The sequence below is a fragment of the Xanthomonas sp. AC360 genome (assembly GCF_979258225.1).
In genome coordinates this window covers 776,573-789,388 of sequence record NZ_OZ409846.1, presented here as the reverse complement: position 1 = coordinate 789,388, position 12,816 = coordinate 776,573, and the positions used below count along the sequence as shown (strand labels likewise).

The 12,816-nt window shown below is 64.8% G+C and carries 9 protein-coding genes and 3 other RNA genes; 8 read left to right on the top strand and 4 right to left on the bottom strand.

Going from position 1 to position 12,816, the window contains the following annotated elements; all coding sequences use genetic code 11:
• The first annotated feature begins 217 nt into the window (after nucleotides 1–217).
• Nucleotides 218–296, top strand: a non-coding RNA gene (locus ACZZ0O_RS03465) — sX9 sRNA.
• A gap of 3 nt (nucleotides 297–299) precedes the next feature.
• On the opposite strand, the gene ACZZ0O_RS03460 is transcribed toward ACZZ0O_RS03465, so the two are convergent.
• Both ACZZ0O_RS03460 and ubiK read right to left on the bottom strand, forming a co-directional pair.
• Nucleotides 300–1,820: a YifB family Mg chelatase-like AAA ATPase gene (locus ACZZ0O_RS03460; protein ID WP_463592234.1), complete on the bottom strand. Its 1,521-nt coding sequence runs from the start codon at nucleotides 1,818–1,820 to the stop codon at nucleotides 300–302.
• A 13-nt stretch (nucleotides 1,821–1,833) separates the two neighbouring features.
• Nucleotides 1,834–2,121 (bottom strand): ubiquinone biosynthesis accessory factor UbiK, encoded by a 288-nt coding sequence (gene ubiK / locus ACZZ0O_RS03455; protein ID WP_055847344.1) that lies wholly within the window; start codon nucleotides 2,119–2,121, stop codon nucleotides 1,834–1,836.
• Between the two features lie 183 nt (nucleotides 2,122–2,304).
• Here ubiK and ACZZ0O_RS03450 point away from each other — a divergent pair.
• The 4 genes from ACZZ0O_RS03450 to ACZZ0O_RS03435 all read left to right on the top strand — a co-directional run bounded on the left by ACZZ0O_RS03450 (nucleotide 2,305) and on the right by ACZZ0O_RS03435 (nucleotide 5,684).
• Nucleotides 2,305–2,381, top strand: a non-coding RNA gene (locus ACZZ0O_RS03450) — sX9 sRNA.
• A gap of 37 nt (nucleotides 2,382–2,418) precedes the next feature.
• Entirely contained in the window at nucleotides 2,419–2,793 is a 375-nt protein-coding gene (locus ACZZ0O_RS03445; RefSeq protein ID WP_202863455.1) for a P-II family nitrogen regulator, read from the top strand.
• A 764-nt stretch (nucleotides 2,794–3,557) separates the two neighbouring features.
• Nucleotides 3,558–5,528: a beta-N-acetylhexosaminidase family protein gene (locus tag ACZZ0O_RS03440; protein ID WP_463592233.1), complete on the top strand. Its 1,971-nt coding sequence runs from the start codon at nucleotides 3,558–3,560 to the stop codon at nucleotides 5,526–5,528.
• Between the two features lie 82 nt (nucleotides 5,529–5,610).
• A non-coding RNA gene (locus tag ACZZ0O_RS03435) (sX9 sRNA) lies at nucleotides 5,611–5,684 on the top strand.
• 12 nt (nucleotides 5,685–5,696) lie between these two features.
• On the opposite strand, the gene ACZZ0O_RS03430 is transcribed toward ACZZ0O_RS03435, so the two are convergent.
• Nucleotides 5,697–6,353, bottom strand: a complete 657-nt coding sequence (locus tag ACZZ0O_RS03430; protein WP_463592232.1) for an RIO1 family regulatory kinase/ATPase domain-containing protein — start codon at nucleotides 6,351–6,353, stop codon at nucleotides 5,697–5,699.
• Between the two features lie 613 nt (nucleotides 6,354–6,966).
• On the opposite strand from ACZZ0O_RS03430, the gene ACZZ0O_RS03425 reads away from it, so the two are divergent.
• Together ACZZ0O_RS03425 and ACZZ0O_RS03420 are read left to right on the top strand one after the other, a co-directional pair.
• Entirely contained in the window at nucleotides 6,967–7,785 is an 819-nt protein-coding gene (locus ACZZ0O_RS03425) for an outer membrane beta-barrel protein (protein ID WP_463592231.1), read from the top strand.
• 190 nt (nucleotides 7,786–7,975) lie between these two features.
• A complete protein-coding gene (locus ACZZ0O_RS03420) occupies nucleotides 7,976–8,581 on the top strand; it encodes a PH domain-containing protein (RefSeq protein WP_463592230.1) in 606 nt (201 codons plus the stop codon).
• Between the two features lie 380 nt (nucleotides 8,582–8,961).
• Here ACZZ0O_RS03420 and speE read toward each other — a convergent pair whose 3' ends face one another.
• A complete protein-coding gene (speE, locus tag ACZZ0O_RS03415; protein ID WP_463592229.1) occupies nucleotides 8,962–9,819 on the bottom strand; it encodes a polyamine aminopropyltransferase in 858 nt (285 codons plus the stop codon).
• A 228-nt stretch (nucleotides 9,820–10,047) separates the two neighbouring features.
• Between speE and speA the strand changes: the two genes are divergently transcribed.
• A complete protein-coding gene (gene speA, locus ACZZ0O_RS03410) occupies nucleotides 10,048–11,934 on the top strand; it encodes an arginine decarboxylase (RefSeq protein ID WP_055847359.1) in 1,887 nt (628 codons plus the stop codon).
• The last annotated feature ends 882 nt before the right edge of the window (nucleotides 11,935–12,816 follow it).

The following is a 12,816-nucleotide window of genomic DNA, read 5'->3' as shown; positions in this document are numbered from 1 at the left end:
AAGTGGATGTTGGGACGCGCCGCGACCGGCTGTCAGATGCGCGCCATCGCTCACGCAGCCACTGACGGCGACTGTCGGTTGTCGACGTCGTGCATAAGCTGTTGGTTGCTTCTGCCCGGTGGCGCGCGATCGACCGTTGTCGGCGCAGCCAGCCAAGCGCGGCTCACATCACTACTGCGTGACCACCAGGTGGGTGCGGCCGGCGCTCTGGTGCGGTACGGGCCACTCGTCTACTTGCGGTTCTGGAGTGCGCCGTCTACACCCGCTTTACGACTGCTCGCTACCTTTTGTGCGCCGCGCTACGCCGCGCTGGCGGCAGTCAGTGCGCGATCCAGCTTGCGATAGCCGATCGCTTCGGTCAGGTGGCGTGTGGCAATGGTGGCGCTGTCGTCCAGATCGGCAATGGTGCGCGCCACGCGCAGGATGCGATGCATCGAGCGCGCGGACAGCTGCAGATGCTCGATCGCACGTTCCAGCAGCAGTTGGTCGTCGTTGTGCAGCCGGCAATGGCGATCGGTGTCCGGCTGATCGAGTTGCGCATTGGGCAGCGCGCTGCGTGCGAGCTGGCGCTGCCGCGCGGCAACAACACGCGCACGAACGCTGGCGCTGTCTTCGCCCAGGTTGCCGCTGCGCAATGCCTGTGGCGGCAACCGCGGCACGTCGACATGCAGGTCGATGCGGTCCAGCAGCGGCCCGGAGATGCGGCTGCGATAGCGGCGGATGCTGTCGCTGCTGCAGCGGCACCGCCCGCTGCCATCGCCGGCCCACCCGCAAGGACATGGGTTCATCGCCGCCACCAGTTGAAACCGTGCTGGGAAATCCACGCTACGCGCTGCCCGCGAGATCGTGACCAGACCCGATTCCAACGGCTCGCGCAGCACCTCCAGCGTCTGTCGTTGCCACTCTGGAAGTTCATCCAGAAACAGCACACCGTTATGGGCCAGCGAGATCTCTCCGGGGCGCGGATGCGTGCCGCCGCCGACCAGTGCGACGGCGCTGGCGGTGTGATGCGGGGCGCGGTAGGGGCGCTGCCGCCAGCGGACAAGGTCCAGTCCGCGGCCGCTGATGGAGGTAATTGCGGCAGTCTCCAGGGCTTCGGCTTCGCTGGCTTCCGGCAGCAGGCCAGGTAGGCGCGAGGCGAGCAGGGTCTTGCCGCATCCGGGGCTGCCGACCAGCAGCAGGTGATGGCCACCGGCTGCGGCGATCTCCAGTGCGCGGCGTGCGTGCGGTTGGCCACGCACGTCGGCCATGTCGGGCAGGGCACGTGCGCCCACCGCTGCCACCGCCAGTTCGGCAGCAGGCGCCTGCTGTGTGCCATTGAGGGCGGCGCAGACTTCCAGCAACGTGCGTGCGGTGAAAGCCTGGACGTGCCCGGCAATGGCGGCCTCGGCGCCATTGGCCAGCGGCACGATGAGCCGTCGCCCGGCCTGCGCGGCGGCCAGTGCGGCCGGCAGCACGCCATCGACGCCACGCAACTCGCCGGTCAGCGCGAGCTCGCCGATGAATTCGTAATCGGCCAGCGCCTGCCGGTCGATCTGCCCGCTGGCAGCCAGGATGCCGAGCGCGATCGGCAGATCGAAGCGGCCGCCGTCCTTGGGCAAATCCGCTGGCGCCAGATTGATGGTGATGCGCCGTGCCGGGAATTCGAACTGTGCGCACAGCAAGGCGGCACGCACGCGTTCGCGTGATTCGCGCACCGCCGCCTCGGGCAGGCCCACGATCTGGGTGGAGGGAAGGCCGCCGGAGAGATGCACTTCCACCCGAACCTCAGGCGCGTGCACCCCCACGCGGGCACGGCTGTGCACCAGCGCCAGACTCATGGTGGAGGGCTCGTCAGGGAGTGTCGGAGGAACCGGGCGCCGCACTGGGCGATGCGCCCGGTGCGCGCGCTTCCAGTGCGGCGACGGCCTGCTCCAGCGCGTCGAGTTTTTCGCGCGTGCGCAGCAGTACTGCACGTTGCACATCGAATTCTTCGCGGGTGACCAGGTCGAGCTTGCCCAGGCCGGCCTGCAGTGCGCCCTTGAAGGTGCTCTGCAGCTCTTCGCGCGATTGGCGCAGGCCCGGCGGCACCAGGTCGCTGAGGCGGCGGGCGAGGTCGTCGAGCTGATTGAAATCGATCATGGTGTTCTCCGCAGGTCCGTAGGAAGCCTAGTGCAGGCCGGGACACACGGGACATCGGCAAGGCAGTCGGCAGGCGGTAAGGATAGTCCCATTCGGTTGTTGGCCGCGGTGACGGCGGCTAAGGGCAGCGAACAAAACGGCTGTGCTCACCGCCAGGTGGGCGCGGCCGGTGCTCGGTGCGGCATGTACCACGCGTACGCTCCGGCTCCTCCGCGCCGTCCTCATTCACCTGACGACTGCTCGCCACGTTTTTGTTAGCCGCTCTAAGCATGGGTGAGTGTTGCAGCCGTCCACGGTATGCTGCGCGCCCGTCATGCCCTGGGATCTGCATCAATGAAAATGATCATGGCCATCGTCAAACCGTTCAAGCTCGACGATGTGCGCGAAGCACTCGCCGGCTGCGGCGTGGCGGGCATCACGGTGACCGAGGTCAAGGGCTTCGGGCGGCAGAAGGGCCACACCGAGCTGTATCGCGGCGCCGAGTACGTGGTCGATTTCCTGCCCAAGGTGAAGATCGAAGTGGCGGTGACCGACGACCAGGCCGAGCGTGTGGTCGAAGCCATCGTGGCCGCCGCCGGCACCGGCAAGATCGGCGACGGCAAAGTCTTTGTGTACGACCTCGGCACCGTGGTGCGCATCCGTACCGGCGAGCTGGATAGCGACGCGCTGTAAGGCCGTTCGCGCGGGGCGCCTCGATGTGGCGGCGCCTCTTCTGCGTGCTGAAAGATGCTCACGGCATTGACGCGCGTACCAGTGGTTTTTCAACGCTGACAGCGCATGCGCCGACCGATTGATGCGCTGGGCAAGGCCGTGTTGCAGGCAGAACGGAATGGCTGCAATGCGCCTGTCACTGACGTAGCGGCGGCGTCCGCCGCATGCTGAAAGTGCTGGCGCTGTCGACGCGCGCATCAGGACTTCTACAACGCCTACACCACGCGCGCCGATCGATTGATGCACGCGGCGATGACGCGTTAGGGGCAAAACGGAACGGTGGGGATAATTGCCGCGCGCCTGTCACGGTGGACCGCATGCGAGTCTGACTGCGCGACCGCTACATCCGATGTGCCACGACTCAGGTCGGTTCCGGCGCCAGCGTGGCGTCTTGGCGGCTTTCGTCATGGCCTCCGCGCGCTGGTGGAGCGGCGAGTACGCCCATGCCCAATTTGGCGATGCAGCCCGTCTCGCCGCCGCTTCAGGTGGGCTCGCTGCTACCGCAAGCGTGGTCCTGACGAAGCCAATCGCCCCGCGTTTCATACCATTTCAATACCGCAGTCTATGGCCGGCGCGCCTAGTTCCTTTCGGTCCGGACGGCGCATTCGCTGGTAGCAAACGCGGCCAAACCCAGGCTCGACCCTCCAAGACCAAGCCACGCTTGTCGCCACGCAACGACTTGCCTACTCTAGGCCGTAATACCATTCCAATACCGGAGTTCGGACATGAAGCGACGCAACAGGAAGTCGGGCTTGCGCCTGCTCTCGGTCTTGGTAGCAGTGGGACTAGCCGCGCCTGCACTGGCCGCGCCGGTCACTCAGCCGGCGCTGTTTCCGACCCCGGTATCGATCGTGCTGGATGGGCAGACGATCAGCTTGGGCCGGTCGGTGGTGCTGGTCGTCGCGCCGGGCGCGGACCCGGCCTCGGTCGCGTTGGTGCGTCGCCTGCTCGGGTCGGCCGGCGTCAGCAAGATCGCCACCGCCTCGCGCCTGCCGACCACGCTCGATCGCCCGCATATCGTCATTGGCACCGGCGAGGCGGCGGTGGTGCGCGATGCACTGACGCGCAGCAAGGCCACGCAGGACACCCATACCGAAGGCTATACGCTGGCCAGCGTTGCGCTGGGCGGCGGCAGCCTGATCACGCTGGCCGGACACGACAGCGATGGCCTGTTCCATGCCGTGCAGACCCTGCGTCAGTTGCTCGAGCGGCCGGCCATCCCGGCGCTGGTCATCCAGGATTACCCGGCCATGCCGATCCGCGGCACGATCGAAGGCTTTTACGGTGCGCCGTGGTCGATGGCCGACCGCAGCAAGCACATTGATTTTCTGGCGCGCACCAAGGCCAACACCTACATCTACAGCCCCAAGGACGACCCGTACGCGCGCGACCGTTGGCGCGATCCGTACCCCAAAGCGACCTTGAAGGCGCTGGGCACGTTGGCGGCCACCGCCAAGCGCAACCATGTCGATTTCGTCTATGCGATTTCGCCCGGGCCAAGTGTGTGTTTTTCCGATCCGGCCGACGCCAAGGCGTTGCTGCGCAAGTTCGATGCGTTCCGCGCGCTGGGCGTGCGCAGTTTCTATGTGGCGTTGGACGATATCGAATACACCAAGTGGAACTGCGAGCGCGACAAGACCACCTTCGGCGAGTCCGGTGCGCAGGCGGCGGGCATCGCGCAGTCGCATCTGCTCAATCTGGTGCAGGCCGATCTGGTCGCCCGCCACGATGCTGCGTCGGAACTGATCATGGTGCCCACCGAGTATTTCGACGCCAAGGAAAGCCCGTACAAGGAGGCGCTGCGCAAGCATCTGGACCCAAAGATCGTGGTGCAGTGGACCGGCACCGACGTGGTGCCGCCGGCCATTTCCATCCCCGATGCGCGCGCGGCGACCAAGGCATTCGGGCGCAAGACACTGCTGTGGGATAACTACCCGGTCAACGATTTCGAAACCTCCGCCGGGCGCTTGCTGATGGCGCCATATGCGCGCCGCGAGGCCGGGCTGTCGGCGGAGTTGTCCGGCATCGTCTCCAACCCGATGAACCAGGAAGTGCCCAGCCGCGTCGCAGTGATGGGGCTGACTGCGTTCGCCTGGAACGACAAAGGCTACGACGCGCAGCGCACCTGGCATGCGGCAGCGCGGGATCTGGCCGGTGGCGATGCGCGCGTGACGGCAGCATTGCTGACCTTCTTCGACACCCAGCATCTGGCGCCCACCTTCGGCAGCCAGCCGTGGCAGGAGCAGGCGCCGCGTCTGAAGGCCGTGCTCGACCAGGTGCGCGAGGCGATCGCGTTGGGCGATGCCACGGCGCGCAGTCAGGCCATTGCAACGCTGGCGCGCACCGCCGACGACATCGCCGCCGCGCCGCAGATTATTCGCGACGGCGTGGCCGACAAGGGCTTTGCCGAACAATCGCGCCCCTGGCTCGACGCGATGGAAAGCTGGGGCCGCGCGCTGCAGCAGACCGCCGCCGGCCTGGATGCGGCCAATCGCGGCGATACCGCGGCGCCGGCGTTGTTTGCCGATGCTGCCGCAGTGGCCGCCAAGGCCGCGGCCGTCCCCTCGATTCCCGGCGCCACGCGCTTCGGTGGGCCGGTCAAGATCGCCGATGGTGTGCTCGACCGCTTCGTGGCAGACGCACCGACGCTGATCGCCTACAAGGTGCCAGCCGGATCGGCAGCGGTAGAGCACTGACGGCGCTGCGGGCGATTAAGAGCAGCCAACAAAACGACGGTGCTCACCGCCAGGCGGACGTGGCGCGCGCGCGGTGCGGCAAATGCCACTCGTACACACCGGTTGCTCCGCGCCCTCCGCACTTGCCTGACGACTGCTCGCTAGATTTTGTGAGCCGCTCTTAGGTGTTTACGTGTCGCGTTTGAGGCGGCGATACAGCCGCGTCCAGCCGCCGCGCAGGCCACGCACCCAGCCCGGCTCGGCGCTGCGTGCGGCCTCGTCGGCGGTGGGCGCGATCCCGGCCAGGCGCTGGCGCATCTTCTGGAAATTGGCCACGTCGCTGCGTTGCAGCTGCCGCGCCACCGTGCCGCGCCGCAGCCAGCGCGGGAACCGCCACGCCGAGGTGAAATCGATCAACACCGGCACCCCGGCACTGACCACCACGTTGGTGCCGTGCAGATCGTTGTGGGTGATACCGAATGCATGCAGGCGACGCAGCGCCTGCTGCAATTGCTGGAAGACCTCCTGGCCCACCACCGCACTGGCGCTGAGCGTGTCGCCGGGAATGAACTCCATCCCCAGCGCCAGGCCGCCCAACGTACCAAGCAGGGCCGGGGCATGCCGCCAGCCGTGCAGGCGGCGCAGCATGCGTGCTTCATGGCGCACCATCAGTCGGGCGATGGGTGCCAGCAGCGTGCGGCGATAACGGCCGTAGTCCTTGACGACGGCCAGTTGCCCGTCCAGATGGGTGCGGTAGACGTTGGGCTCGAGCAGACGTGTGCCCTGTTTGAGCAACACGGGAGTGACGACCTGCAGGCTGGACACATCCAGCGGTTGGTAATGCATGACAGTTCTCCGGACCCTGGCGGCGCGGAGGTGTCACGCGTGACGCAGGTCCAAGGGGATCACAAGGGATCGGGACCACGCAAATTTAGAACTTGCGAGTATTGAAATTACATTTGTTTAACAAATGAAATGTTCCGAACATGGAACGGCCTTGCAATTCAGTCGTTTGGAGCCCTCAGGTCCTTCCAAAATCACTGGGCTGCCGCGCACTGCGGAAGCGCCACGCCACAGCTGCCGGCACACGCGACACGACCGCCGCGTCGCCATCTGCGCGAGACCGGGACGGGAGGTGGCGATCGGTTGGCGGGGTTGTCGGCCTCGGTTTGGAACACGTCAAAGCCGCACTCCAACGGACCGTCTGTCGATGCGCGTCTCAGCGCTTCTTGACAGGCAATGAGACTCCAGACACTGTGCGCGCTGCGGTCAGGGGGCTGCATCACGCGCGCGTCGCGCACATCCACGCCGATGTGCCACGGCCGGTGCCTTGGGCAGTGCAGTGATGCGGGGACGCTCCCGGAAAGATGACGGCAACTGCGCCACTTCCAGACGCCGTCGGGTCCGCCTGCGTGCGCACGGATGCGGGAACGAGGGAGGACCACTCATGGGGAATGCGATGAAAAAGACTGCAACACTGCTGTTGGCCTGCACGGCGCTTGGCGTCACGGCACAGGCCTCGGCGCAATCGTTGTCGCGCGGCTGGGACAGCTACCGGAAACAGCAAACGCAACCGCAGGCAGGCACGCAGGGCAACTCTGCACTGGCCGCGCCGCTGTCGCGGCCCTCGCACGCCGGCAACGGCGGCGCGCCGACGGCCGTCGGTGGAAGCGGAAGCGCAAATGTGGCCGAGGAGACTGGCGGATTTGCCACCGTCACCACGCAGACGCCTGCGGTGGATGCGCCGCCTGCACCGGCCTATGTGCCGCCAATGCCGCGCGAAGAGGATCCACGTCTGAAGAGCGGCATGTTCCTGGGCGCACAAGGCGGCAAAGCTGAAGTGTTCGAAGGCACCAAGCAGGACATGGTGGGCTTCAACGTCGGTTATCGCTGGCGCGCAGGACCGGTCACGTTGATCGGTATTGAGGCGGCAACCGGAAAGGTGGATGGCTCCAAGGATGCGGATGGGTTTGTCGTCATTCCTACGGTGGATTTCGGCAGCGTCGGTGGAACGGCGCGCTTCAACTTCGGCGATAGCCCGGTGTTTGCCGTCGTGCGGCTTGGGTATTGGGGAGGCGAAGCTAAGGGCGAGGACTATACCGAGCGCGTCTACGGCGCGTATGCCGGCGCCGGCCTCGGAGTAGACATCGGCAAGCACTTCAGCTTGAGCGCGCTCTATACGAATTACCTTTACGCAGATGAGTATTACGACGACTACGAAGACATCACGATCAACCGCGCGGAAGTACTAAGCGTCGGCGCCGAAGTCCGCTTCTGAGTGAAGTGGATGCTCGCAAAAGGGCGGACGGCAACGTCCGCTCTTTTGCGTTCCGGCGACGCATCCTGACAGCGATATCTGGACACACGTAGCACGCGTGCCTCAGCTGACCAGCCTGTGTTGCAGAGGCGTCCATGCAGCCTGCTGTAGTGTCGTGCGCAACGCGGTGATCAGCCGGTGGTGAGAGCAGATGAACGCAGTGGCGCAGTTGTTGACAGACGAACAGAACCCGGTAGCCGCCGGCAAGATCCTGCCCAAGGTGATCGAGCTGCTGACCGCAGACGAGCAGGTCGCCTATCTCGGGATCCAGAAAAAAATGGTGATGAATCTGTCGCCCGATGCGGTGGTGCTGACCAACCGTCGATTCATCGTGGTGCGGCCAACCCTGTTCGGCATGACGTTCCAGGATTTCCCGTGGCGCGATGTCCAGGATGTGCAACTGAGCGAGCAGATGCTGGGCGCCACCATCACCTGCCGCACCGTGCAAGGCCGTATTGCGGCGATCGACAGCCTGCCCAAGCGGCAGGCGCGACGCATCTACGCCTACGCCCAGCAGGTGGAAGAGGTGGCCTACGAAAAACGTCAGCAGCTGGAAATCGAAAAACTGCGCGTGGCGGCCGGTGGCGTGGTGGTGCATGCGCCGCCAGCGCACATGCAAGCGTCCCCGGCAGCGCAACCGCCGGCGATGGACGACCCGGTGCAGGTGCTGGGCAAGTTGAAGCAATTGCTGGATGCCGGGCTGGTCACCCAGCAGGAATTCGATGCCAAGAAGGCTGAGGTATTGGCGCGGCTATGAGCTGCGTGCTCTGCGCGCATGCTTGAGCGGACACGCGAGGCCGCCTGTGTAGGCCTTGAAGCGGCTGATAAGTAGCCGGCGTGATGTGGAGACGGACGGCGCACTCGGAATTGGCCTGGACGCGCGGCAGAGACCGATTGTGCGCGGCGAACGCGGCTGCATGGCGGTGAGCACAGCAGTGTTGGCATCTGCGCTTCGTCGCCCAGCTGCGCTGTCGCAATGCAGTGCGCTCAACCGTCGTTGCAACGGTTGCCTCATCGCAACGATCCTCCCACCAGCGCAACCAGGTGTGGCAGCGCCGTCATCGAAGTAATGGCTGCGGATCGTGTGATCAACCACCACCGCGAGCGCAGTGCGGCGCTCGTGGTGGTCGGACTGCCTTACTCGCCCAGCGCCTTGGCCACGAACGGCGGTGAAACCAGCACGCCGGTATGCAGGTGGGCGGTGTAATACAGCGTGTCGAAGCCCTTGGCCTGCGCATCGGCCTGGCGGAAGGCGAAGTCGGCCTTGGGCTGCTTGCTGGCCATGGTCACGCTCCACCAGCCGGTGGGGTAGCACGGCTGCGGGAACGGCAGGGTCTTGAACGACTGGAAGCCGGCCTTGCCCATTTCGGTGCGCATTTCGTTGATCAGGTCCAGCAGCGCCAGCGGCGATTCGGACTGCTGCACCAGAATGCCGTCGTCCTTCAGCGCCTTGAAGCAGCTGTCGTAGAAAGCCTTGTTGAACAGGCCTTCGGCCGGGCCCACCGGGTCGGTGGAATCGACGATCACGATGTCCACGCTGCCGGCCGGGCAATTGGCCATGTAGGCCACGCCGTCGTCGAACAACAGCTCGGCGCGTGCGTCGTGGTTGGAGTCGCACAACTCGGGGAAATACTTCTCCGACATGCGTGTGACCTGCTCATCGATATCGCACTGGGTGGCGCTTTCCACGCCCGAGTGCTTGAGCACCTCGCGCAGCGTGCCGCAGTCGCCGCCGCCGATGATCACCACGCGCTTGGGCGCGGCGTGGGTGAACAACGCCGGGTGGCTGATCATCTCGTGATAGAAAAAATTGTCGCGGGTGGTGAGCATCACCGCGCCGTCGATGAGCATCAGCTTGCCCCAATCGGTGGTCTGGTAGATCTCGATCTTCTGGAACGGGGACTGCACCTCGTCCAGCTTGCCGCTGATGCGAAAACCAATCGCCGAGCCGGTCGGCTGGAAGTGTTCGATGTACCAGTTGTCGTTGGCGCTCATGCAAAGTCCTAAAAGAAGGGGCTGTCCCTGCTCCCACCGGGAGAAGGTGGCGCAAAGCGCCGGATGAGGGGAGGGCGCAGCCGCGTGCAGCCAAACTGCGCGGCGGCCGACCCCGCAGATCACCCCGCTCCAGCAGGAGAGGGGCGTGAAGTCGGCGCGGATTGTAACGGACCGTCTGCATGTCAGGCGTTACAATTCACGCCCTTTTGCCCCTGCCGAGACAACGAAATGAGCGATTGGTCCCTCGACCAAGCCCGCAAGACCTACTCGATCCCGCACTGGGCCGATGGGTATTTCGATGTGAACGCCGCCGGACACATCGTGGTCACGCCTACCGTCGACGGCCCATCGGTGTCGCTGCCCGAGGTGGTGGACGCCGCGCGCGCGGCTGGTGCCAAGCTGCCGCTGCTGGTGCGCTTCCCCGACATCCTGGGCCAGCGCCTGGGCAAGCTGCAGGCGGCCTTTGCGCAGGCGCAAGCGGAGTGGGACTACGCCGGCGGCTACACGGCTGTGTACCCGATCAAGGTCAACCAGCACCGCGGCGTGGCCGGTACCCTGGCCAGCCATCACGGCGACGGCTTCGGGCTGGAAGCGGGCAGCAAGCCGGAGCTGATGGCGGTGCTGGCGCTGTCGCGTCCGGGCGGGCTGATCGTCTGCAACGGCTACAAGGACCGCGAATACATCCGCCTGGCGCTAATCGGGCGCAAGCTCGGCCTGCAGACCTTCATCGTCATCGAAAAGCCCTCCGAGCTGAAGCTGGTGCTGGAAGAAGCGCGCGCGCTGGACGTCAAGCCGGGCCTTGGCGTGCGCATGCGGCTGGCGTCGCTGGGCGCGGGCAAGTGGCAGAACAGCGGTGGCGACAAGGCCAAGTTCGGGTTGTCGCCGCGTCAGGTGCTGGACTTGTGGAAGACGCTGCGCGACACCGAGTACGCCGACAGCCTGCAGTTGCTGCACTTCCATATGGGCTCGCAGATTTCCAACGTGCGCGACATCGCCAACGGCATGCGCGAGGCCACGCGCTATTTCGTGGAACTGTCGCGGCTGGGCGCCAAGATCAGCCATGTGGATGTCGGCGGCGGTTTGGGCATCGACTACGAAGGCACCCGCTCGCGCAGCTATTGTTCGATCAATTACGGCCTGCATTCGTACGCCAGCAATATCGTGCAGCCGCTGGCCAGCGCTTGCGAAGAACACGGCCTGACCCCGCCGCGCATCGTCACCGAATGCGGCCGCGCAATGACCGCGCACCATGCGGTGCTGATCGCCAACGTGTCCGAAGTGGAGCAGGCCCAGGAAGGCCGCGTGCCGGATGCGCACGACGACGAGCCGGCGGCGATTCGCCACCTGCGCGAGATTCATGACGAGCTCGATGTGCGCCCGGCGGTGGAACTGTTCCAGGAAGCCCAGCACTTCCATGCCGAAGGCTTGAGCGCCTACGCACTGGGCCAGATCGACCTGACCCACCGCGCACGTATCGACGACCTGTTCTACGCCATCGCGCATGGCGTGCGGGCGCGGCTGAGTTTCGATGAAAAGAGCCACCGCCCGGTGCTGGATGAGCTCAACGAGCGGCTGGTAGACAAGTATTTCGTCAACTTCAGCGTGTTCGAATCGATCCCGGACGTGTGGGCGATCGATCAGGTGTTTCCGATCGTGCCGATCGAACGCTTGAACGAAGCGCCGCAGCGGCGCGGCATTATCGCCGACATGACCTGCGACTCCGACGGCATGGTCAAGACCTATGTCGAGAACGAAAGTCTGGACAGCTCGATGCCGTTGCATGCGTTGAATCCGGGCGAGAGCTACCGCATTGGGTTTTTTCTGGTCGGTGCTTACCAGGAAATCCTGGGTGATATCCATAACCTATTCGGTGATACCGATGCGGTGGAAGTGGCCGTGGACGGCGATGGCTATCGCATCGTGCAGCAGCGTCGCGGCGATACCACCGATGTGATGCTGGATTACGTGGGGTATCAGCTGGAGACGCTGCGCGCGACCTATGCCGAACGCATCGCTGCAGCGCAACTGCCGCCCGCGCGCGCACAGGAACTGCACGACGCCCTGGAGGCGGGCCTGACCGGCTATACCTATCTGTCCGACGAACCGTTGGGCTGATGCATAGCGCGCGCTGCGGGCCTGTACCGCAGCGCGCCGATCCTGTTTTCAAACAATCCGCGTCGTGCGCTGCAGGCGTGGAAGCCCGCGCAGAGCACGTGGCGGCGGCACTACCCAACAGCGCACTACTGCGACCGGCGTCCGCCGCGTCGCACTCGATCCTGACCGCATAGCTGGCAGCCAGGCAGCCGTCACTGGCTGTCTTGATGGCAGCTAGGCGTAAGCCCATACCAGGCAAGCTCAGCCGCACCATGGGTTGCGATCTGCGCAGCGCCACATCAGCAAAACGCAGCGACGCTGCATGCCGATGACAAGCAGACGACGCTTGCGTGATCGTGCGCCCACCTGCAGCGTTGCTGCAGAAAGCACCGTGTTTCATGCAGTGATTTGCACAATACGCAGGCGCATCAACGCTGGCATGTGCACTGGTCTTATGCGTTGCGATCCTTAGAGGTGGCGCGAACGCCGCATCCCCTCCTTCGTTGCGCTCAAATGATCTGCACGTCATGCGCCGCCGTTGCAGCTAGCGCGTGTTGCCAAATACCCGCTGTTTTACGCAGTGATTTGCACGAAATGCAGACGTATCAACGCTGGTGCGCGCACTGGTCTTATGCGCGGTGCTCGCTGCGAGTAACGCGATAAGCGCAGCGTCTGTTTGCTGCCGGGCGCAGAGCGTTTGCGCATTGGGTGCTGTATTCGCGGTGTTTTCTTCCAATGCGGATCGTTGTCGCATCGCATTTGCCTGCCGCTATGCATGCAGAACACTAGTTGAAATCACACTTCGGTTAAAAATTTTTGCACATCACATGCAATTCGTGATTTTTGCACGGTTCTGCCCGCGAACGAATTGTTAGTGTTCGTTTAACTTGTCGGGATACAAGT